Raw genomic sequence first — 20,549 nt, 5'->3', positions numbered from 1 at the left:
CGGCACATACTTGCCGGGATCTGGCCCATAAGAAGGAGCAGGCAGTGCTCACCACGACCCTTATCTCCGGACTGGTGCTTGGAGGGACCTACGCGCTGATCGCGATGGGACTGACGATCCAGTACGGCATCGCGAGGATCATGAACCTTGCCTATGGCGAGACGATCATCGCTGCCGCGTTCCTGGCCTATGTTCTTTACGGACAGTGGGGGATCGACCCCGTACTCGGCTTGCTGATTGCGGTGCCGATCGGGTTCGCCTTCGGCCACGTGATCTACGGCCTGATGCTGAGGCCGCTCGTCTTGCGCTCCGCTAGTCGGGAGAGCCTCGAAATCGATTCCATCCTGGCCACCTTTGGGCTGCTGTTCGTGATCCAGGGGGTGATGCTGGTCGTCTTCGGTTCCAACTATACCAGCTACAATTATCTGAATGTCGGTGTCGACGTGTTTGGTGCCGTGGTTGCCGCCAACCGGCTGCTTGCGCTTGCCCTTGCAATTGTCATCGGCGGCGGGCTGTACCTCCTTCTCACGCGCACCCTCTGGGGCACGGCGTTGCGGGCTGTCGCGGTGGCGCCGAAATCGGCTCCGCTCGTCGGCATAGACGTCAATCGAGCCGCGCGCTTCGCCTTTGCAATTGGCTGCAGCCTGGCGGCGGCAGGTGGCGTCGTCGTCTCCACCTATCAGACCTTCACGGCCACCGCCGGCGTTGTCTTCACCATGAAGGCACTGGTGGTGGTGATCATGGGGGGCGTCGGCAACATCCTCGGAGCGCTCTCTGCAGGGCTGATCCTCGGACTGGTCGAGACCTTTGTCGCCTCCTACCTCGATCCCGGCCTTACGCTTGCCGCCACATACCTCATCTTCCTGGCCGTGCTGCTCTGGCGTCCGGCCGGCCTGTTCGGGAGATCCTCGCGATGACCCTGAAGACCCTCGCCTCCGCCGTCTTCTTCCTGGCGCTGCTCGCCGCGCTTGCCAGTGTGCCTTTCTTTGCCGGCGAGTACGCCGTCACGCTGATGATTGGCATGACTGGCTACGTGGTGCTCGCCACCGCCTGGGGCCTGTTCTCGGGTCCGACGCGCTACGTGTCGCTCGCCACCGTCGCCTTCTTCGGGATCGGTGCCTATACCGTCAGCGTGCTCAGTGAAGTGCTGCCCTATATCCTCGTCCTCGTGGCCGCCGGCCTTGTGGGCCTGGCCGTTGCGCTTGTCGTGGGGCTTGCGACGCTCCGGCTCGCCGGCGTCTACTTCGTCATCTTCAGCTTTGGCCTGGCAGAACTCGTTCGGCAGCTCGTCACCTGGTACGAGGTCAACATCACCGGCACGCTAGGCCGCTATATCTTCCTGCCGGTCACGCCCGAAGGCATCTATTGGCAATTGCTGGCGCTTGCGGCTGCAACGCTCCTGTTCTCCTGGGCGATCGGCCGCAGCCGGCTGGGGTTGGCTCTCAAGGTGATCGGCGACGATGAGGTGGTGGCAAGCCATTGCGGCATCAACATCGCCGGCGTGAAGCTCGCGCTGTTCTCCATCAGCGCCATCATCATCACCCTTGTCGGTGCAATCCAGGCGCCGCGCTGGACCTATATCGAGCCCAGCATCGTCTTCAATCCGACCACGTCGTTCCTGACGCTGATCATGGCCCTGCTCGGTGGTGCGGACCGGCTCTGGGGCCCGTTGCTGGGTGCTATCCCGCTCTTCCTGCTGTTCGAATGGCTCTCGGCCAATTTTCCGAACCATTATCCCATCATCCTCGGCCTGATCTTCATCGCCATCGTATTTGTGCTGCCGAAGGGTGTGCTGGCGGCAGTCGAGAACCTGACTTCCCGTCGGACGTCCGCCAAGCGACCCGCCGCTGGAGTGGAGGCCGTACAATGACCGAGATCCTGGCCCTGTCCGGCATAACCAAGCGCTTCGGCGGACTGACCGCCGTCAACGAGCTGAGCTTTTCGCTGGCGGCAGGCGAAGTGGTCGGTCTGCTCGGACCAAATGGCTCGGGCAAGACAACCGTGATGAACATGATTTCCGGCTTCTTTGCCCCGACGCAAGGAGTGATCGCGTTGAAGGGCGAGCCGATCCAGGGACTTGCACCCCATCGGATTGCGCCAAAGGGGGTAGCCCGGACGTTCCAGCTGGTCCGCGCCCTTCCATCGTTGACAGTTTCAGAAAACGTTCAGACCGCGCTCGCCTTCGGCAAGCAGAGGCTGTGGGGCGAGGAAGCCCGCGAGCGCGCCCTGCACCATCTGGAGGAAGTCGGGCTTGCCGAGCGTGCCGGCGAGAAGGCCAGCGACCTGACCTATATCGACCAGAAACGGATGGAGCTTGCGCGGGCGCTCGCTGCCGAGCCCGATCTTCTCCTGCTCGACGAGTGGTTGGCGGGCCTCAATCCGACTGAATTGCGAACCGGAATAGATCTGATCCAGTCGCTTGAGCAGCGCGGCATGACGATCCTGCTGGTGGAACATGTCATGGATGCCATCCGGGCATTGTGCGGGCGCTGTGTCGTGATGAATGCCGGCCGCAAGATTGCTGACGGGCCCACCGACGAAGTATTGCGAGATCCGGAGGTCGTGCGCGCCTATCTGGGAGATGATCATGCTTGAGATAGGGGACCTGTCCTTGCACTATGGCCAGCACCTTGCGCTCGACCGGATATCGATCTCGGTGGGCAAAGGCGAGACTGTGGTCATCCTGGGAGCGAACGGCGCGGGCAAGTCATCGCTCTTGAAGGCGATCGCCGGTATGACACCGGCAGACAGCGGAGCATCAATTGTGTTCGGGGGTCGGCGAATCCATGCACTTCCGGCGCACGAGGTCCTGGAGGCCGGCATAGCTTTGGTGCCGGAGGGCAGAGGGGTGTTCGGCGACCTCACCGTCGAGGAGAACCTCGCGCTCGGAGCCTATGCCAAGAGGGCTCGAGCCCATGCGAACGAGAATCGTGCCTTCGTCTACGAGCTGTTTCCAAAGCTGCTGGAGCGCCGGCGCCAGTATGTAAACACCATGTCCGGCGGTGAACAGCAGATGGTGGCGATCGGACGGGCACTGATGTCGAAGCCGGAACTGCTGATGCTCGATGAGCCGAGCCTCGGACTTGCACCGGTCGTAGTCGGCGACCTGTTCCGTAGCCTCGGACGTATACGCGAGCGGGGCCTGGCGCTTCTGATCGTGGAACAGAACGTCAAGATGAGCCTTTCGATCGCAGACCGAGGCTATCTGGCGGAGGCCGGCCGGATCACCGGCGAGGACACGGCCGCAAACCTGATGAACGACCTAGCTGTGCAGCGTGCATTTCTTGGCAGCGCCGCATGATCGACCTCAACAATGCGAGGATAGTGGAGAACTGCATGAGCATCCTGGGACTGAAGATCGATAACATCGAAATGGAAGCCGCCGATGGGCGCTATTTCGAGCGCATGAACCCGATAACAGGCGAGGTGGCGTCAAAGGTGGCCGCAGCGTCCGTCGACGAGGCTCGACAGGCCGCCAATGCGGCGGCGAAGGCGTTTCCTGCCTGGGCGGCTACTGGCCCGGGCCAGCGCCGGAAGCTACTCATGGCGGCCGCCGACCGGCTGCAGGAGAAGGCGCAGGAATTCGTCTCCGCAATGGCCGAAGAAACCGGGGCCACGGCGGGCTGGGCGATGTTCAACGTCGGACTTGCAGCCGACATGCTGCGGGAAGCGGCGTCGATGACCACGCAGATCGCCGGAGAGGTGATCCCGTCGAACCGGCCGGGCAGCCTCGCAATGGCTGTGCGGCAGCCGGCAGGCGTCGTCCTGTCCATGGCACCCTGGAACGCACCGGTCATCCTCGGTGTACGGTCGATCGCAATGCCGCTCGCCTGCGGCAACACGGTCGTCATGAAAACCTCCGAAATCTGCCCGCGCACCCATCGCCTGATCGTCGATGCACTTCATGAGGCGGGGCTTCCGGAAGGTGTGCTCAATGCCATTTCCAACGCACCGGAAGATGCAGGCAAGATCGTTGAGGCGCTCATTGCGCATCCGGCAGTCCGGAGGATCAACTTCACCGGCTCCACGCGTGTCGGGAAGATCATCGCCGAAACCGCAGCGCGGCACCTGAAGCCAGCCCTGCTGGAGCTCGGCGGAAAGGCGCCACTCGTGGTTCTGGACGATGCAGACGTCGGAGAGGCGGTCGCCGCAGCCGCGTTCGGCGCTTACATGAACCAGGGGCAGATCTGCATGTCGACGGAGCGCCTGGTCGTCGACGAGAAGATCGCTGACGAATTCGTTGAAGCCATGGCGGCCAAGGTTCGCACGCTCAAGGCAGGCGATCCGCGTCGCAGCGATTCACCCCTCGGTTCGCTGGTGGATCTGAAGGCCGCACAGCGCGTCGAGGCCTTGGTAAAGGATGCCGTTTCCAAGGGCGCCGTACTCGCCGCCGGTGGTGGCTGCGAAGGGACGCTGATGGATGCGACGCTTCTCGACCGGGTTACACCGGCGATGCGTATCTATTCGGAAGAGAGCTTCGGGCCCGTCGCCTCGGTCGTGCGAGTGGGCTCGATCGACGAGGCGGTCCGGATTGCCAATGACACGGAATACGGGTTATCTGCGGCGGTGTTCGGTCGCGACGTCAATCGTGCCATGAGCGTGGCGCGCCGCATCGAATCCGGCATCTGCCATGTCAACGGGCCGACGGTGCACGACGAGGCGCAGATGCCCTTCGGCGGCGTCAAGGATTCCGGCTACGGGCGCTTTGGGGGCAAGGCCGGTATTGCCGAGTTCACGGAGCTTCGCTGGCTGACGGTACAGGACGGGCATATCCATTATCCCATCTAAGGCGTCCATTCCGACCACAAAGAAAAACGGCGCAGCAATGGCTGCGCCGTTTTCCATTAGCCGGGTTCCGGTCAGAGCCCTACGTAGGGCGACACTTCGTTGAAGCCGCGCCAGATCATCTCCAGAGCGACATAGAGGATTACCGCGAGGCCCACATAGGCAATCCAGCGGTGCTTGTGCAGCAGACGAGCGATGAAGCTTGCGGCAAGGCCCATCAGCGCGATGGACAGGGCCAGGCCGAAGACCAGAACGGTCGGGTGCTCGCGCGCGGCACCGGCCACAGCCAGAACGTTGTCGAGCGACATGGAGACGTCGGCAATGACGATCTGCCAGGCGGCTTGTGCAAATGTCTTGCGGGGTACGGTGCCCGCAACCGTGCCGTCGGCATTAAGATCCTGATCCTCAAGCGCCTCCGTCGCGTCGGTTTCCTCGGCATGTGTGGTGCGCAGTTCGCGCCACATCTTCCAGCATACCCAGAGAAGCAGAACGCCACCTGCCAGCAGCAGTCCGACAATCTGCAGCAATTGCGTCGTCGCCGCGGCAAAGACGATGCGAAGCACCGTGGCGGCGATGATGCCGATTAGGATCGCCTTGTTACGCTGTTCCTTCGGAAGCCCGGCGGCGGCGAGTCCGATAACGATGGCATTGTCCCCAGCCAGCACTAGGTCAATCATGATGACCTGAATGAAGGCGGTCAGCACTTCCTGCGAAAACATTTCGCCCATTTTGCACCCTGTCCTTTTCTGCGGGAGCCCGGACACGGCATCATTGATCCGTCGTCCGCCGCACCGGTTGGTGCGAGGAGCAAGCTAGATCGTCGACGGCCGCTATCTGATCAAAACCGGGACACCCTGATCGAAATTTTTCCAGTCCGACATCACAGCCAATGGCTGCCAGAGGGGCCCGGCCTGGTAGTGCCACACCTATTCCTATCGCTGCAGAAACTCAAGCGTCCTCCCGATTGGTGGGATGGAAAGTACCTGTGGCAAAAGGCCAGAAAGGAAAGGGCGGATGGGTGTCTCTCCCAGTTCGTCTCCGCTCGCATTTGCTAGAAGGAACAGAAGCTGCGTGTGAGACTGCTAATGCGCGGCTTGGGCGGTGGTGTTGCGTGCTCGCGCTACCCAGGCCGCGCCTTCGCGAGCGTGAAGAAAGCCATTCGAGAGGGGAACCTCCGGATAGACGAGGCCGACCCGTTCCACAGCCTCTTCCGCCGCGATGCGATCCGCCAGAAGATCAGCGAACACCTCCGCAATCGCCACCATGTCACAGTCCTGCGGCGACAGGCGGAAGCGCGAAACGCCCGCCTCGCGCAACGCCGGCAGCTCCGTGGCAAGCATCTGGCAGGTGTGGGACATGGTCTGGACGCCGTTCAGGACCAGGAAGGATTGTCGGTCGAGTGTCCGGACGGGAAGACCATCCGGCTCTTCGCCGCAGACGAACTGGCAGTTGTCCTTGATGTGTCCCTTGGACCTTGCGTGGGCGCAGCGGGCGGAAATCGCAAGGGGCATCCGCCCGAAGGCGAAGACTTCATAGTCCACTTCCCTTGCGTCTGAGGCAATCGCCGAGATGGACGCCATTGGCAGTTCCGGCGGCAGGCAGATGGTTCGCGCACCGCGAGACGCCAGAAGCCTTGCCGTCGCCGCGTTGTAGACATTGATGAGGGGGCCGATTACGTGCTCGCTGCCGTTCAGCAGACCCAGGGCGGACAGGTCGCTCGCCTCCACCAGGTTCGTCGTCGCCTCGATCAGATTGCGCACATGCTGGCTTTCCCGCTCCAGCGTCACCATGGCAAGCGTCGAGAACACGATCTCCTTTCCCGCCGCTGCCAGTCTCTCAACGACATCGGCGATGTATGGCTCGGTAAAGTGCAGCCGCTTGGAGCAGACGGTCTCGCCTATTACCACGCGACTGACGTCCGCCTCGTCGGCGATGCGGAAATAGAAGTCGCGCCATTTGGGGCCGTCCCAGAGATAGAGCACGGGTCCGAGGGTCAGGCTGGCGGCTGCAGGCATGCACTTCATCTCCATCTTTTCTCGTAGGCGCCGGAGGTGGTCTTCTGTCCTTCGCTCAGATGGCGCAGGCGGCTGAGGAGCGCCTGGCGCTCGGTCCCCTGGGCCGCGAGTGCGCGCCTCAAGGTCCCGACGACCTCCGCAACGTACGCTTTGCCGCGCTGGCGGCCTTCCACCTTGAGCGCGCTGACCCCTGCCTCCCGCAGGGCGTCGACGTGATCCATGATGTCCAGGGAGACAGGGTCCTCGAAGGCATAGCCATGACTGTCGGCCACTTCGAAACGGCCCTTGCACAGGGTCGGATAGCCTGCCGCCTCTCCGGGGGGGAACCGGTTTATCGTGTAGTCGCCCAGTTCGGAGACGAGCTCGCCCTTGTCTTCACGGTATCGCACATGTGTCGCGGGCGAGCAGACACCGTTCATATTCGGCGACTTGCCGGTGGCATAGGAGGAGAGGGAGCAGCGGCCTTCAGCCATGACGCACAGCCCGCCGAAGACAAAGACCTCCACCTCACAGTCGATCTTGCGGGCGATCCGGGCGATGTCGGCGATGGTCAGGGTTCGCGGCAGGACGACCCGCTTCACGCCGAATGCCGTGACCAGGAAGTTGATGGCATCGACATTCGACGCGGAGGCCTGCACGGATGCATGCAGGCGCTGCTCAGGATGATGTTCTGCCACATGCGCCATCAGGCCGAAATCAGCCACGATCAGCGCATCCGCACCGACCGCGACCGCGTCGGCGGCCCTCGTGTACCAGAGCGTTTCGCTTCCCGCTCGCATGAAGGTATTGAGCGCCACCAGGGTTCGAACCCCCTTCTGCCGTGCGTAGGAGATGGATCTGGCCAGTTCCTCGCGACTGAAGTTCAAGCCGGGGAAGTTGCGGGCATTGGTCTCGTCGGCAAAGCCGCAATAAACCGCATCGGCACCGGCATCCACGGCCTCACGAAAGGCGGCTGGAGTGCCTGCCGGACAAATCAGTTCCATCTCTGTTGCTCCCGTGGAAGAACTCGCTCCCGTATCTCGTAAGCGGCCCGTCTGAGCAGCGAGCCGAAAGGTCCTGCCAGCTTGCCGATCTCTGTCGGCAGGTCGATCAGGCTGTCGTCTAACGCATTTCGAAGCGCGAGCATTGCTTCCATATCGCCCGTGACGGTGATCTCGCGGGCGAAGAACAGAGCATCGGCATCGCACCGCCCCTCCAGAAGCGCCAGCAGGTGGATGATCGTAGCTTCGATGGTGCAGTCGGCAGCGGCATTCTCCGTCTTCCGGATGACGGAGAGGGACGGGAGCGATGGGTTGACGATAAATGCGACGGGCAGATCGGTCGGCCGGAATGCGAACCGCTTCTGCCGATAGGGGCCAAGCCGCTGGAAGAGATCCGGATGCTCGGCGAGGACTTTCCGAAAGACCGTCCGCGTCGCTCTTTCGAGGATAGGGACCGGCACATACTGGATCGGGATCGACAGGTAGGAAGGGATTTTCATCATTTGAATCCTAGAGATGGGGGAACCTAGTCCGGATTCGGCGGACCGACTTGCGCTAGAGCAAAGACAGCTCGGTTTTTGCCCGCGACAGACAGCGCATGGACACATGCACGCCGCCGCGCAGCTATGAATCGCTTCAGCATTTCGTGGGGGAGCTCGAACGACGTGGACGGCTGACGCGGATCACGCAGCCGGTCAGTCTCGTTCATGAGGCGACTGAAATCCATCGCCGGGTCCTGAACGCGGGAGGGCCTGCCCTTCTGTTCGAGAACCCGGTCCATGCAGACGGGCGCCCCTCCAACATTCCGCTGCTGGCAAACCTCTTCGGGACGCGGGAACGTATCGAATGGGGACTTGGGCTTGCCGGAGGCGGGATTGGCGGACTGGCCGAGTTGCTTGCCAGGCTGCGTCACCCGGAGCCGCCGAGGTCGATCCGCGACGTGATGAACAGCGCCCCGTTGCTGACCGCTGCGCTTGCGATGCGCTCCAACCGGACCATCAACCCACCATGTCAGGAAGTCGTTTGGCGGGGCGAGGAGATGGATCTTTCAAGGCTCCCGATCCAGTGGTGCTGGCCGGGAGAGCCGGCGCCGCTCGTGAGCTGGCCACTGGTGATTACGCGCAGTCCCGATGATCCGAGCGATATCAATGTTGGCATCTACCGGATGCAGGTGCTCGGCAAGAACCGGTTGGTCATGCGCTGGCTCGCGCATCGAGGAGGCGCGGGTCACCATCGCCTGTGGCAGAAACGCGGGGAGGATATGCCGGTGGCTGTGGTCATCGGCGCCGATCCTGCCCTGCTTCTTGCCGCTGTCATGCCTCTGCCCGAGGGCATGAGCGAGCTTGCCTTCTCGGGCGTCCTTAGGAAACGGCGAACCGCTGTCGCCCCGGCGCTTACCGTGCCGCTCCCAGTCCCGGCAAACGCAGAGATCCTTCTGGAAGGTACGGTGTCGGCGACCGAGATTGCCGATGAAGGGCCTTATGGCGACCATACGGGTTACTACAACTCGGTCGAGCCGTTTCCGGTCATGCGATTGTCTGCGATCACCAGCCGACGAAAGCCCGTCTACCTCTCAACCTTTACCGGACGACCGCCGGACGAGCCGTCCGTTCTGGGAGAGGCCATGCTGGAACTCTTCCTGCCTCTCGCCAAGCGGCAGTTCCCCGAGATCACCGACCTGTGGATGCCACCGGAGGCCTGCTCCTATCGCGCGATGGTCGTGTCGATCGACAAGCGCTATCCGGGGCAGGCGAGGCGGATCATGATGGGGCTCTGGTCGATGCTGCCGCAGTTCAGCTATACGAAGCTGATCATCACCGTCGATCCCGACATCAATGTCCGCAATTGGGCCGATGTCCTGTGGGCGCTATCCACCCGGTTCGATGCCGGCCGTGACCTGCTGCTCATCCGCGACACGCCGATCGACTATCTCGACTTCGCGTCGCCCCAGCCGGGGCTTGGCGCAAAGCTCGGGCTCGACGCGACCAACAAGCTTCCGCCGGAGACCGATCGCGAATGGGGGCGGGTGCTGTCGATGTCGCCGGATGTCGTATCGAAGGTCGATGCCCTTTGGGCAGATCTCGGCCTGGAGCAGCGGCGATGAGCGCCCTCAGGATCGTGATCGGCATTTCGGGGGCATCCGGGGCTTTCATCCCGCTCAGGATCCTGCGCCTGCTGGCGGAAACGGGATCGGTCGAAAGCCACGTGGTGATCTCATCCGCAGCCGAAGAGACGCTGTTGCACGAGGCCGGCGCGGACGCGCTCGACCAGATCCGGCAGCTTGCCGGACGGCTCTATCGCCGCGACGACATCGGCGCGGCGATTGCCAGCGGTTCCTTCCACACGGATGGCATGATCATTGCGCCCTGTTCCATGCGGACGCTCGCCGCTATTGCGACAGGCGTTTCAGACAATCTCCTGCTGCGTGCAGCTGACGTCCATTTGAAGGAGCGGCGCAAGCTGGTCCTGCTGGCGCGGGAGACGCCGCTGCATCTCGGGCATCTCCGCAACATGTGTGCCGTGACCGAAATGGGCGGCGTCATCATGCCGCCGGTTCCGGCCTTCTACCACCGGCCAATCACAGTCGACGAGATCGTCGATCATGTGGCCGCGCGGGCGATCGACCAGTTGCACCTGCCGATCGGCTCGCGGTCACGGGAGTGGAACCCGGACTTGCCCTAGAATCCAGCCAGCCTCGGCAGCCATGTCGAAAGGGCCGGTACGAACGTCACCAGGAGCAGCACCACCACATAAGCGATGAGGAAGGGGGAGATTTCCCGGGTGATCTCGCTGACCCTGATCTTGACGACGGACGAAACCACGAAGAGCAGGGCACCCACCGGCGGCGTGATGAGGCCGACCGTGAGGTTGAGGATCACGATCATGGCGAACTGTATCGGGTCTACGCCAAGCTGGAAGGCAATCGGCGCGAGGATCGGGACAAGGATCATCACCCCGGGCAGCGGGTCCATGAACATGCCGAAGATCAGCAGCAGCACGTTGACCGCGAGGAGGAAGACGATCGGGCTGAGGTCCCAGCCAATGATGGTGTCGGCAAGGAATTGCGGAACGCCCTCGATGATCAGCACCCAGGCGAAGGCACGCGCGGAGGCCAGGATCAGCAGTATGCCGACGGTCACCATGGCAGAGCGGAAGATGATCTCGGGAAGGTCCTTCACCTTCAGCGAACGGTAGATGAACAAACCGCAGAAGAGTGCGTAGAAGACCGCGATCACGGAAGCCTCGGTGGGCGTGAACCAGCCGAAACGGATGCCGCCGACGACGATGACGATGAGTGCGAGCGCGGGTACCGCGTAGAGCGTATTTGCCACCATCTCCTTGAGGCTTGGCCTGATGTCCAGCGAGCGATAGTTCCGCTTGCGAGAGACATAGAAGTTCACGACGCACATCGCCGCAGAGATGACGAGGCCAGGCACTACGCCCGCCAGGAAAAGGCCGCCCACCGACACCCGCTGATCCTGAAGTGCATAGATGATCATGGTGATGGAGGGAGGGATGATCGGGTCGACCACGGCGACCGCTGCCGCAAGCGCGGAGGCATACCGCTTGTCGTAACCGCTCTTCTCCATCATGCGGATCGACATTGCTCCGGGGCCGGCGGCGGCGGCGAGCGCGGAGCCGGAAATCCCGGCGAAAAGCGTGGTCGAGATGATGCTTGCGTAGCCCAGGCCACCCCGTGCCCTGCCGACGAACTGGGATGCCAGCCGCAGCAGGTGGTGGGTGAGCGCGCCGCCTGTCATGAGTTCGGCAGCCAGGATGAAGAACGGTACGGCCAGGAGAGGAAAGCTGTCTACGCCCGTGAACATCTCCTTGATCACCACGATCTGCGGATAGCTGCTGCCGAGCACGACTGCCAGCCAGGTGGCGATCGCGAGCGTGAAGGCGACAGGAACGCCCAAAGCCAGAAGGATGAAGAACGAGGCAAAAAGGATGATGATCATCGGGTTTCAGTGTTTTCGGCTGGATCGTGAGGGGCGGCGGTCACCATTATCCTGCAACCGGCGGGGCGTCGTCGCTCTGTTGGAGAGCGCCCATTCCGCCCGCAAGATAAGTCCTCAGGACCAGCAGGAAGTGGATGATGAGCAGGCCGAAGCCGATGGGCATGGCGAGGTAGATGTAGCCGAACGGAATCCTCGTGGAGGGCGTCGTCTGAAACATTGTCCGCTCCACGTAGATCTTTCCGGCCCAGATCATCGTCAGGAAGAAAATGATCATGATCGCTGCGACCAGCGCGCGGAGCGCCCGTGCCTGGCGCCCACCCAGCACCGCCTGCAGATTGTCGATCGCGACGAGGCCGCCGTGGCGGAGTGTAAGGCCGGCGCCGATGAAGGTGAGCCAGATCATCAGATGGCGGGAGACCTCGTCCGACCATGTGATGGAGTGGTTGGTGAAGTAGCGAAGGCAGACATTGGTGAAGACCAGAACGGCCATCAGCGAGAGGATCGCGATCAGCGCCCATCTATTGGCTTCGATGAAGATAGTTTCGGCCTTGCGTGCCAGCATTTCAGAGGCCCCCGTCGAAGTGGCGCCCCGCCGTTCGGCGGGACGCTTCAATGTCATTTCACTTCGTTGCAATGATCTGGTCGATCAGTTCCTTGGTGAAGGTCTCGTAGTACTGCTCGTAGGCCGCCTGGATTGCCTGCTGGAACTGCGCCTTCTGCTCGTCGCTCAGTTCGTTGACCTGCATTCCCGCCTGCTTGGCAGTTTCAACGCCGTTCTTCTCCGAATCATCGACGAAGGCGCGCATGGCTTCCTTGCCCTTGAGAGCGCCATCCGCGAAGATCTTCTTGTCCTCGTCCGAGAGACTGTCCCAGAAGGTCGGCGAGACGATCAGCATGGCGGGAGAGTAGACGTGGCCGGAAACGGTCAGGTACTTCTGCACTTCCCATAGCTTGGCGGAGACAATCACCGACAGAGGGTTTTCCTGCCCATCGATGGCGCCTTGCTGCAGGGCGGGAATGACTTCTGGCCAGGACATAGGCGTCGGAGCGGCACCGGCCGTCGCGAAGGCGGTGATGTGAACCGGGTTTTCCATCGTGCGGATCTTCAGGCCGGCAAGATCTTCCGGCTTCTCGATCGGCTGGCGATTATTGGTGATGTGGCGGAAGCCCTGTTCGCCCCAGGCGAGTGCGATCAGCTGCCGGTCCGCGAACTTCGAGAGGATATCCTGGCCGATCGGCCCGTCGAGGACTGCACGCGCATGGCCGAGGTCGCGGAACAGGAAGGGGATGTCCGTGACACCGATCTCTGGCACGAAGTTGGAGAGAGCGCCGGACGAGACCACAACGGCCTGAACGCCGGTTCCGAGCTGCAGCCCTTCGATGACTTCACGCTCGCCGCCCTGGGCGGAGGAGGGGAAATGCGTGAAGGTGAATCGGCCGCCGCTGGTTTCGGTAACATATTTGTCCCAACCATCGGCAGCAGCGCCGTAGTGGGATTCCCGCGCCAGAGCGTAGGCGATCTTGACTTCGGTAGTCTGGGCAAAAGCGCCACCGGTCCAAAGAGTGGATGCAGCAAGGCCAAGGGCGGCGAGGCGCCCGATAAACATGTTCATGAGTGTTCCTCCTACTACGAGACCCGCATGTGCAGAGTTCCCGTCCGTCCATCCGCGAAAACCATAGCAGGGTCAAGCTGTCAGACAACCCGAGGAGTACGCTTCCCACGTCGAAGGAGCTGTTTTTCGACATTGTCCGGCCGGGGCTCCGAGGGAGCTGCACCACCTTCCCGCCACGCCGGTAACCTTACTATGTCTCGCTTGTTTCAATCTATTCTGTGCCGTCTATATTGCCGCCGTTCCAATCGTTGGTGTGGCGAGGGCGTATGACGCAGAAGAAAGTCCTGGTAGTCGGGGGAGCGGGATATATCGGCTCGCACACCTGCCTCGTTCTGGCTGAGCGGGGTTACCAGCCCATCGTCTTCGATAACCTCTCCAACGGCCATTCGGAGTTCGTTCGCTGGGGGCCGCTCGAGGAGGGGGATATCCGCGACCGGAAACGGCTGGACGAGGTTTTTGCGACCCATCGCCCTGACGCGGTTCTTCATTTCGCAGCACTGATCGAAGTAGGCGAATCCGTCAAAGATCCGGTCGCCTTCTACGAAAACAATGTCGTGGGCGCTCTGACCCTGTTGTCGGCGGCCATGTCGGCGGGTGTCGACGCGTTCGTGTTTTCCTCGACCTGTGCGACGTACGGACTCCCCGATCAGGTGCCGATGGACGAGACCCACCGGCAGGTCCCCATCAATCCCTATGGCCGGACCAAATGGATCATAGAGCAGGCCCTTAAGGACTTCGGTACCTATAAGGGGCTGCGCTCCGTCATGCTGCGCTATTTCAATGCCGCCGGGGCGGATCCCGAGGGGCGGATCGGCGAGTGGCATAGCCCGGAGACGCACGCCATCCCGTTGGCAATCGAAGCAGCACTTGGCCGCCGAGATGGTTTCAAGGTCTTCGGCAGCGACTATGACACGCGCGACGGCACGTGCGTACGCGATTACATCCATGTCCTTGACCTGGCGGACGCACATGTCCGGGCCGTCGACTATCTTCTGGAGGGGGGAGAGACCGTCGAGATGAACCTGGGAACCGGTACCGGAACGACGGTGAAGGAGTTGCTGGCGGCCATTTCCGCTGTTTCGGGTCGACCCTTCCCTGTCGAATATGTGGGCCGTCGCGACGGCGATTCCACGTCGCTCGTCGCAGACAATGCGAAGGCAATGGAGGTGCTTGGATGGCAGCCTCGGTTCAGCCTCGAGGAGATCATCCGCTCCGCCTGGCACTGGCATTCCCGCACCAATCATGGCGATGGCGGCTGAAACAAAGGGTAACAAACCGTCATTCGCGGCCTGGATCATTTTCGCGACGTTTTCGTTCTCTCTCCTGAAAACGGTGCAGGGGCCTTCAGGTCACCTGCGGGGGCGTTTCCAAGGAGACCTATGATGAGAAGAATTTTTGCGTCCGTACTCGCTGCCGCTGTCGCAGGTTCAGGCGTATCGGGAGCCATTGCTGCTGATGCCGTTCGCTATTCTGAGCCGGCGCCGGTTTATCAACAGGAGGATGCCCGCAACGGGGTAAAAATCGGCTACCTCACCTGCGATATCGGAGGGGGAGTGGGATATGTCCTTGGCTCTGCGAAGGAAGTCGGCTGCGTTTTCACCTCCACCGACGGCAGCCGCCGGGATGAATATGCCGGCAACATCCGCAAGATGGGGATAGATCTTGGCTTCACGACCCGCGGCAAGCTGGTCTGGGCCGTTTTTGCGCCCACCGCGGGCTACCATGCCGGTTCGCTCGGTGGCCTGTACCAGGGCGCTACGGCTGAGGCGACCGTTGGGGCTGGCGTCGGTGCCAACATCCTCGTCGGCGGTACGTCCGGCTCCATCCACCTGCAGACAGTCAGCGTCCACGGTCAACTGGGTCTGAATATCGCTGCTACGGGCACTTCCATGACCCTCACGCCGGTGGGTTGAGCGTCGAACCTGTCTGAAACATGAAAAAGGCCCTCCAGTCGAGGGCCTTTTTCATGTCGCATCACGAACCTGCGCTGGCCCACGGCCCCTAGGTTGATCGGCCTCAGGAAGCTTTGCTTGAGTCTCGTGACGATCCGGGGTATTCGCCCCCCTTTCTAGCGACCAAGTTCCGAGGCAGTTGTGAACGACGGCATCCAGACCCCGTATTACCTGATCGACAAGTCCCTCCTGCTGCGCAACATGGAGCGGATTGCGCGGGTCCGTGAGGCTTCGGGGGCCAAGGCGCTTCTCGCCCTCAAATGCTTCGCGACCTGGTCGGCCTTCGACTTCATGCGGGAGTACATGGACGGCACGACCTCCTCCTCGTTGAACGAGGTGCGCCTCGGCCATGAGCGGTTCGGCAAGGAGACACATGCTTACTCCGTGGCCTATGCCGACTACGAGATCGATGAAGTCGTCAGCCATGCCGACAAGATCATCTTCAATTCCATCAGCCAGCTCGAGCGGTACGCGGACAACGCCGCAGGCATCGTTCGCGGCTTGCGGCTGAACCCGCAGGTTTCGTCCTCCAGCTTCGATCTCGCCGATCCGGCCCGTCCGTTTTCGCGTCTCGGGGAGTGGGATCTTTCGAAGGTCGAGCAGGTGATGGACCGCATCAGCGGCTTCATGATCCATAACAACTGCGAAAACAGCGACTTTTCGCTGTTTGACCGCATGCTCGGCCAGATCGAAGAGAGGTTTGCGCCGTTGCTCCGCAAGGCGGAATGGGTGAGCTTGGGGGGCGGCATCCATTTTACCGGTGATGATTATCCGATCGATCAGTTTGCGGAGCGGTTGAAGCGCTTTGCCGGTGAATACGGAGTGCAGGTCTATTTGGAACCTGGCGAGGCCTCAATCACCAAGTCGACAACGCTCGAAGTCACCGTTCTCGACACCCTGTTCAACGGAAAGAACCTCGCGATCGTGGACTCCTCCATCGAGGCCCATATGCTCGATCTGCTCATCTACCGGGAGAGCGCCAAGGTGGCGCCGAACACCGGGCCGCACCGCTACATGATCTGTGGCAAATCCTGTCTTGCCGGTGACATCTTCGGCGAGTTCGACTTCGAGCAGGAGTTGAAGGTCGGCGACCGCATCTCGTTCCAGGATGCGGCCGGTTACACGATGGTCAAGAAAAACTGGTTTAACGGCGTGAGAATGCCGTCAATCGCCATCCGCGAACTGGATGGCAGCATCAGGACGGTCCGCGAGTTCGACTACGCGGACTACGAACAAAGCCTCTCCTGAGGCTTCTGACGATTGGACACGAAGGAGTTGGTCCCCATTATGAAAAAGAACGTCCTCATCATCGGCGCCGGCGGCGTCGCCCAGGTGGTGGCGCACAAATGCGCCCAGAACAACGATGTGCTGGGCGATATCCATATCGCCTCCCGCACGAAGTCAAAGTGCGACGCCATCATCGCCTCCGTTCATGAAAAGAAGGCGATGAAGCAGCCGGGCGTGCTGGAAGGGCATGCATTGGACGCATTGGATATCGAAGCCACCAAGGCGCTGATCAAGAAGACCAACTCCCAGATCGTCATCAATGTCGGCACCGCCTTCCTCAACATGTCGGTGCTGCGCGCCTGCATTGATACGGGTGTTGCCTATATCGACACGGCAATCCATGAAGAGCCGAACAAGATCTGCGAAACGCCGCCATGGTATGGAAACTACGAGTGGAAGCGTGCGGCTGAATGCGAGGAGAAGGGCATCACCGCCATTCTCGGCGCCGGCTTCGATCCGGGCGTCGTCAATGCCTATGCCCGCCTTGCCAAGGACGACTATCTCGACAAGGTAACCGACGTTGATATCGTCGACATCAATGCTGGCAGCCACGGCAAGTATTTCGCCACGAACTTTGACCCGGAAATCAACTTCCGCGAATTCACCGGCGTCGTCTACTCGTGGCAGAACGGCCAGTGGCAGACCAACAAGATGTTCGAGATCGGCAAGGACTACGACCTGCCGGTCGTCGGCACGCGCCGCGCCTATCTCTGCGGCCATGACGAAGTGCATTCGCTTGCCAAGAACATGGATGGCGCCGATGTGCGCTTCTGGATGGGCTTTGGCGACCACTACATCAACGTCTTCACCGTCCTTAAGAACATCGGCCTGCTCTCGGAGCAGCCAGTGAAGCTCGCCGACGGTTCGGAGGTCGTTCCGCTCAAGGTCGTCAAGGCCTGCCTTCCGGACCCTGCTTCGCTTGCTCCGGAATACGAGGGCAAGACCTGCATCGGCGACTTCGTGAAGGGCATCAAGGACGGCAAGGAACGGACGGTGTTCATCTACAATGTCGCCGACCACAAGGAAGCCTATAACGAGGTCGGTTCTCAGGGCATCTCCTATACCGCCGGCGTCCCGCCGGTTGCGGCAGCCATGCTGGTCGCCACCGGAGAATGGGACGTGAAGAAGATGGCCAACGTCGAGGAATTGCCGCCGAAGCCTTTCCTCAACATCCTCAACAACATCGGCTTGCCGACCTGGATTCGCGACGAGGAGGGCGAGCGTCCTCTCTCGTTTTCCTGATCGATTGCTTCCGTGACTACGGGGTGCCGCAACGTTCGTCGTTGCGGCATTTTCGTTTCCTGAAACCGCTCGGGACGGCTCGCCGGTACCGTTCAGGCCGAGTGCTCGTCCAGCATCCGGGCCTCGACGCACGCCTCGACGAAGCAGTCCCGGGCAATCTGGGTTTGGCGGCTGTCGCTCAGTGCGCCCAAGCATGCCTCCTTGGCCTGCCGATAGAAGTGGCCATGGATCGCCGGCCAGCGGAAGTCGAGGTAGGCGAGGGCCTCTCGCGGGCCTCTGATGGTTTCCGGAAAACCATAGCCGATGCGGACGCGGACCGGGGAAAGCCAGCGGACGTCGCTGGTCGTGATCATCATGTTCATTGCAGTACCCTAGATTGCGGGCTGATGAACGTGACTCTGGGGGAAAGGTTGCGGCACCAGGAAAATTATCTGCGGCAAATATCGGCCAGCAGCATCGGACGCCGCTGGCCGATGTTGCGAATACTATAGCTTCACTTTCTCGTTTTCGCCCATCTCGGGGCGAGTGCTCGAGACAGCAGCCGCAGCCATCTTGATATAGCTGACGACGGTACCCGGGCTGTCCCAGAACTCAGCGAACGAGGGATTCACCTTGAGCACGCGGATGGACGGGTCATCAGGACTGTCCCACCAGGCCTTGGCCGGGGTCGACCAGATCTCCCGGATCAACTCACGATCGTTGGAGACCTCTGCAGCACCGGAAACCGACACGTAGCTCTGGCCCTTGGTGTCAGCAAATGCGAGGCACACGTTGGGCCAACGGGAAATTTCCTCGTCCTTGTGGCTGGCGACGTCGGTGAGAAAGTAAACGGCGCCATCCCGCCTCTTCGTGTAAGCGGACATCGGCCGAGAGCGGATATCGCGGCCATCCTGTGTGGCGAGCATGCAGAAGCCGATCTTATCGATGAGGTCCCACACCTTCGCTGTATCGTTGTGACTGGTCATTCCTGGGTCTCCTTTTGCCAGTTCGGAGAACCCAGAAACCTGCCATCGGTTCCGGCCCTGATCGCCACACCTCATTCGTGAACTTCTCGTTCAGCAATTGCTGATACCCTCTGACGCGGGTGGAGTTCTAGTATGAGTGAGTTTCTCAACAGCCGCGCGGGTACGCAGTTCCTTTATACTTGCCTTGCCGCCATCGTGCTGTGGGGCCTCGCGATGGTTTTCATGCGCGAGATCGTCGACTATCTCGGCACGGCCAATGGGAAGGGCGTTGCAATTGCCCTGGTCATGGCGAACGTCGCAGGGGGGGTCAGCATCGTCTACTCGCTGCTTCGCATCCTCGACATGAAGGACGAGATGCTTCGCAGACGTGATGCAGAACGTCGGGCCGACTACATCGCCACCCGCGATCATCTCACCAAGCTGCCCAATCGCTACGCCTTCGATCGTTGCGAACTGGCACCGAACATGCGTTTGGATGACGCTTCGGAGCCCGCCACCGACGCTCCGTTCGCGACCGTCTACGCCATAGACCTGGATGGCTTCAAGAAGGTCAACGACCTGATGGGGCATCAGGGCGGGGATGTCCTGCTGAAGGAAGTGGCGCGTCGCATCTGCGCATTGGCGGAGCAGGATTGCGTCTTTCGTTTCGGCGGAGACGAGTTCATCGCCATTGGTCGCCACTTCTCGGAAGCCAAGGAGAAACGCTTTGCGGAGCTGTTGATCCAGTCCATCACGAGACCGGTTCGGATCGGCAGCCTTACTGCGGAGGTGGGCGCCAGCATCGGCTATGCCCGCCTGCCGGAACATGGCGCCACGCTGGCGGAGGTCTCCCATGTTGCCGATATCGCGCTGTACGAGGCAAAGGGGCGGGGTCCCAACAATCACGTTCTCTTCGAGCCAGAGATGCAGGCCAAGGTCAGCCGGCGTGCCAAGCTTGAAGGTGAATTACGCCGGGCAATCGACAAGGGGTCGATCGGGGCCTTCTATCAGCCGCTCGTGGACCTGCGCAGCGGCGACGTATGCGGCTTTGAAGCGCTGGCACGGTGGAAGAACGAAGATGGAGAATTCGTACCCCCGAACGTCTTCATCCCCTTGGCCGAAGAGTCAGGCCTCATCACGCCTCTGTTCCAGCAGCTGCTGCGCGAGGCCTGCGAGGCGGCAAGGTCATGGCCTGAGGATATGGGGCTTTCCTTCAATCTGTCGCCGGTGCAGATGGAAGACCGCATGCTGCCGACCCGTGTCATCGGCATCCTGGACGAAGTCGGCTTTCCGCCCGAACGGCTGGAACTGGAGATCACGGAAAATGCTCTGGTCTCTGACCCGGATCTCGCCGCTCACATCATGGACAGCCTGAGCAGCAGGGGCGTTCAGATTGCTCTGGACGATTTCGGCACCGGCTACTCCAATTTCTCGCAACTGGCGCGCTTCCGATTTGACAAGATCAAGATCGACAAGAGCTTCGTCGCCGCCTGCGGCACCGACGAGCGGCAGGAGAAGGTTATCCAGGCGATGCTGGGCCTCAGCCGCAGCCTTCATGCCAAGACGACCGTGGAAGGTATTGAGGACCACCGCCAACTGGCTCATTTCGTAAGTCAGGGTTGTGATCTCGGGCAAGGCTACCTGCTCGGCAGGCCCATGCCGGCGGAAGATGTTGTGACCTATCTTTCCGACCGACGTCAGGTGCTGGCGACCGGTTAGCGAACGGCATCCTGCGGTGGGATTGCATGATTTCGGTCCGCCGCTTAAGC

General features: G+C 61.5%; 21 protein-coding genes. 12 read left to right on the top strand and 9 right to left on the bottom strand.

The window, feature by feature from the left end; all coding sequences use genetic code 11:
- Positions 1–44 precede the first annotated feature (44 nt).
- Genes NT26_RS14395 through NT26_RS14375 form a run of 5 tightly spaced genes read left to right on the top strand, consistent with a single transcriptional unit; the run spans position 45 to position 4,788 of the window.
- Positions 45–917 carry a branched-chain amino acid ABC transporter permease gene (locus tag NT26_RS14395; protein WP_052639673.1) on the top strand — a complete coding sequence of 291 codons (873 nt, stop codon included), beginning with the start codon at positions 45–47 and terminating at the stop codon, positions 915–917.
- Complete coding sequence (locus NT26_RS14390) at positions 914–1,870, top strand: branched-chain amino acid ABC transporter permease (protein WP_052639671.1); 957 nt, start codon at positions 914–916, stop codon at positions 1,868–1,870. Before NT26_RS14395 ends, NT26_RS14390 begins: the two co-directional genes overlap by 4 nt.
- Positions 1,867–2,595, top strand: a complete 729-nt coding sequence (locus NT26_RS14385) for an ABC transporter ATP-binding protein (protein WP_052639669.1) — start codon at positions 1,867–1,869, stop codon at positions 2,593–2,595. Before NT26_RS14390 ends, NT26_RS14385 begins: the two co-directional genes overlap by 4 nt.
- Positions 2,588–3,301 carry an ABC transporter ATP-binding protein gene (locus NT26_RS14380; protein ID WP_052639666.1) on the top strand — a complete coding sequence of 238 codons (714 nt, stop codon included), beginning with the start codon at positions 2,588–2,590 and terminating at the stop codon, positions 3,299–3,301. Before NT26_RS14385 ends, NT26_RS14380 begins: the two co-directional genes overlap by 8 nt.
- Positions 3,302–3,336: 35 nt before the next feature.
- Positions 3,337–4,788, top strand: coding sequence for an aldehyde dehydrogenase (locus NT26_RS14375; protein ID WP_052642209.1), 1,452 nt, complete (start codon positions 3,337–3,339; stop codon positions 4,786–4,788).
- Between the two features lie 71 nt (positions 4,789–4,859).
- On the opposite strand, the gene NT26_RS14370 is transcribed toward NT26_RS14375, so the two are convergent.
- The 4 genes from NT26_RS14370 to ubiT form a co-directional block, all read right to left on the bottom strand.
- Positions 4,860–5,513, bottom strand: coding sequence for a TerC family protein (locus NT26_RS14370; protein WP_052639664.1), 654 nt, complete (start codon positions 5,511–5,513; stop codon positions 4,860–4,862).
- Positions 5,514–5,867: 354 nt separating this feature from the next.
- Positions 5,868–6,800, bottom strand: coding sequence for a ubiquinone anaerobic biosynthesis protein UbiV (gene ubiV, locus NT26_RS14365; protein WP_425287713.1), 933 nt, complete (start codon positions 6,798–6,800; stop codon positions 5,868–5,870).
- A 5-nt stretch (positions 6,801–6,805) separates the two neighbouring features.
- A complete protein-coding gene (gene ubiU / locus NT26_RS14360) occupies positions 6,806–7,783 on the bottom strand; it encodes a ubiquinone anaerobic biosynthesis protein UbiU (protein WP_052639662.1) in 978 nt (325 codons plus the stop codon).
- Positions 7,774–8,283 carry a ubiquinone anaerobic biosynthesis accessory factor UbiT gene (gene ubiT / locus NT26_RS14355; protein WP_052639660.1) on the bottom strand — a complete coding sequence of 170 codons (510 nt, stop codon included), beginning with the start codon at positions 8,281–8,283 and terminating at the stop codon, positions 7,774–7,776. Before ubiT ends, ubiU begins: the two co-directional genes overlap by 10 nt.
- A gap of 95 nt (positions 8,284–8,378) precedes the next feature.
- Here ubiT and NT26_RS14350 point away from each other — a divergent pair, with 95 nt between their 5' ends.
- Both NT26_RS14350 and NT26_RS14345 read left to right on the top strand, forming a co-directional pair.
- The gene (locus tag NT26_RS14350) at positions 8,379–9,884 is read left to right on the top strand and encodes a UbiD family decarboxylase (protein WP_052639658.1); all 1,506 of its coding nucleotides are present in this window, start codon (positions 8,379–8,381) and stop codon (positions 9,882–9,884) included.
- Positions 9,881–10,462, top strand: coding sequence for a UbiX family flavin prenyltransferase (locus NT26_RS14345; protein ID WP_052639656.1), 582 nt, complete (start codon positions 9,881–9,883; stop codon positions 10,460–10,462). The genes NT26_RS14350 and NT26_RS14345 overlap by 4 nt, the downstream gene beginning before the upstream one ends.
- Here the strand turns inward: NT26_RS14345 and NT26_RS14340 are convergent.
- The 3 genes from NT26_RS14340 to NT26_RS14330 are packed head-to-tail and all read right to left on the bottom strand — an operon-like array spanning position 10,459 to position 13,355.
- Positions 10,459–11,742 carry a TRAP transporter large permease gene (locus NT26_RS14340; RefSeq protein ID WP_052639654.1) on the bottom strand — a complete coding sequence of 428 codons (1,284 nt, stop codon included), beginning with the start codon at positions 11,740–11,742 and terminating at the stop codon, positions 10,459–10,461. The genes NT26_RS14345 and NT26_RS14340 overlap by 4 nt on opposite strands.
- Positions 11,743–11,788: 46 nt before the next feature.
- Positions 11,789–12,361 (bottom strand): TRAP transporter small permease, encoded by a 573-nt coding sequence (locus NT26_RS14335; protein WP_197570687.1) that lies wholly within the window; start codon positions 12,359–12,361, stop codon positions 11,789–11,791.
- A gap of 1 nt (position 12,362) precedes the next feature.
- Positions 12,363–13,355, bottom strand: coding sequence for a TRAP transporter substrate-binding protein (locus NT26_RS14330; RefSeq protein WP_052639652.1), 993 nt, complete (start codon positions 13,353–13,355; stop codon positions 12,363–12,365).
- 266 nt (positions 13,356–13,621) lie between these two features.
- Between NT26_RS14330 and galE the strand changes: the two genes are divergently transcribed.
- The 4 genes from galE to NT26_RS14310 all read left to right on the top strand — a co-directional run bounded on the left by galE (position 13,622) and on the right by NT26_RS14310 (position 17,836).
- Positions 13,622–14,614 carry a UDP-glucose 4-epimerase GalE gene (gene galE / locus NT26_RS14325; RefSeq protein ID WP_052639649.1) on the top strand — a complete coding sequence of 331 codons (993 nt, stop codon included), beginning with the start codon at positions 13,622–13,624 and terminating at the stop codon, positions 14,612–14,614.
- Between the two features lie 123 nt (positions 14,615–14,737).
- On the top strand, positions 14,738–15,268 hold the full coding sequence (locus NT26_RS14320; protein WP_052639647.1) for a DUF992 domain-containing protein: 531 nt from the start codon (positions 14,738–14,740) through the stop codon (positions 15,266–15,268).
- 180 nt (positions 15,269–15,448) lie between these two features.
- A complete protein-coding gene (gene nspC / locus NT26_RS14315) occupies positions 15,449–16,555 on the top strand; it encodes a carboxynorspermidine decarboxylase (protein WP_280136216.1) in 1,107 nt (368 codons plus the stop codon).
- Between the two features lie 39 nt (positions 16,556–16,594).
- The gene (locus NT26_RS14310) at positions 16,595–17,836 is read left to right on the top strand and encodes a saccharopine dehydrogenase family protein (protein WP_052639645.1); all 1,242 of its coding nucleotides are present in this window, start codon (positions 16,595–16,597) and stop codon (positions 17,834–17,836) included.
- A 92-nt stretch (positions 17,837–17,928) separates the two neighbouring features.
- On the opposite strand, the gene NT26_RS14305 is transcribed toward NT26_RS14310, so the two are convergent.
- Complete coding sequence (locus tag NT26_RS14305; protein WP_052639643.1) at positions 17,929–18,198, bottom strand: DUF982 domain-containing protein; 270 nt, start codon at positions 18,196–18,198, stop codon at positions 17,929–17,931.
- A 123-nt stretch (positions 18,199–18,321) separates the two neighbouring features.
- Positions 18,322–18,801: a pyridoxamine 5'-phosphate oxidase family protein gene (locus NT26_RS14300; RefSeq protein ID WP_052639640.1), complete on the bottom strand. Its 480-nt coding sequence runs from the start codon at positions 18,799–18,801 to the stop codon at positions 18,322–18,324.
- A gap of 132 nt (positions 18,802–18,933) precedes the next feature.
- On the opposite strand from NT26_RS14300, the gene NT26_RS14295 reads away from it, so the two are divergent.
- Entirely contained in the window at positions 18,934–20,499 is a 1,566-nt protein-coding gene (locus tag NT26_RS14295) for a putative bifunctional diguanylate cyclase/phosphodiesterase (RefSeq protein ID WP_052639638.1), read from the top strand.
- Positions 20,500–20,549 lie beyond the last annotated feature (50 nt).

Source organism: Pseudorhizobium banfieldiae (assembly GCF_000967425.1).
Lineage (GTDB): Bacteria > Pseudomonadota > Alphaproteobacteria > Rhizobiales > Rhizobiaceae > Neorhizobium > Neorhizobium banfieldiae.
Note: the sequence above shows the minus strand (reverse complement) of the source record. Positions and strands in the feature narration are given on the sequence as shown.

Coding starts and splice junctions, on each gene's coding strand:
- NT26_RS14385 (WP_052639669.1), top strand. CDS start 1,867: ATGACCGAGATCCTGGCCCTGTCCGGCATAACCAAGCGCTTCGGCGGA.
- NT26_RS14330 (WP_052639652.1), bottom strand. CDS start 13,355: ATGAACATGTTTATCGGGCGCCTCGCCGCCCTTGGCCTTGCTGCATCC.
- NT26_RS14335 (WP_197570687.1), bottom strand. CDS start 12,361: ATGACATTGAAGCGTCCCGCCGAACGGCGGGGCGCCACTTCGACGGGG.
- ubiT (WP_052639660.1), bottom strand. CDS start 8,283: ATGATGAAAATCCCTTCCTACCTGTCGATCCCGATCCAGTATGTGCCG.
- NT26_RS14375 (WP_052642209.1), top strand. CDS start 3,337: ATGAGCATCCTGGGACTGAAGATCGATAACATCGAAATGGAAGCCGCC.
- galE (WP_052639649.1), top strand. CDS start 13,622: ATGACGCAGAAGAAAGTCCTGGTAGTCGGGGGAGCGGGATATATCGGC.
- NT26_RS14300 (WP_052639640.1), bottom strand. CDS start 18,801: ATGACCAGTCACAACGATACAGCGAAGGTGTGGGACCTCATCGATAAG.
- NT26_RS14350 (WP_052639658.1), top strand. CDS start 8,379: ATGGACACATGCACGCCGCCGCGCAGCTATGAATCGCTTCAGCATTTC.
- NT26_RS14295 (WP_052639638.1), top strand. CDS start 18,934: ATGAGTGAGTTTCTCAACAGCCGCGCGGGTACGCAGTTCCTTTATACT.
- ubiV (WP_425287713.1), bottom strand. CDS start 6,800: ATGCCTGCAGCCGCCAGCCTGACCCTCGGACCCGTGCTCTATCTCTGG.
- NT26_RS14305 (WP_052639643.1), bottom strand. CDS start 18,198: ATGAACATGATGATCACGACCAGCGACGTCCGCTGGCTTTCCCCGGTC.
- ubiU (WP_052639662.1), bottom strand. CDS start 7,783: ATGGAACTGATTTGTCCGGCAGGCACTCCAGCCGCCTTTCGTGAGGCC.
- NT26_RS14310 (WP_052639645.1), top strand. CDS start 16,595: ATGAAAAAGAACGTCCTCATCATCGGCGCCGGCGGCGTCGCCCAGGTG.
- NT26_RS14380 (WP_052639666.1), top strand. CDS start 2,588: ATGCTTGAGATAGGGGACCTGTCCTTGCACTATGGCCAGCACCTTGCG.
- NT26_RS14320 (WP_052639647.1), top strand. CDS start 14,738: ATGAGAAGAATTTTTGCGTCCGTACTCGCTGCCGCTGTCGCAGGTTCA.
- NT26_RS14345 (WP_052639656.1), top strand. CDS start 9,881: ATGAGCGCCCTCAGGATCGTGATCGGCATTTCGGGGGCATCCGGGGCT.
- NT26_RS14370 (WP_052639664.1), bottom strand. CDS start 5,513: ATGGGCGAAATGTTTTCGCAGGAAGTGCTGACCGCCTTCATTCAGGTC.
- NT26_RS14390 (WP_052639671.1), top strand. CDS start 914: ATGACCCTGAAGACCCTCGCCTCCGCCGTCTTCTTCCTGGCGCTGCTC.
- NT26_RS14340 (WP_052639654.1), bottom strand. CDS start 11,742: ATGATCATCATCCTTTTTGCCTCGTTCTTCATCCTTCTGGCTTTGGGC.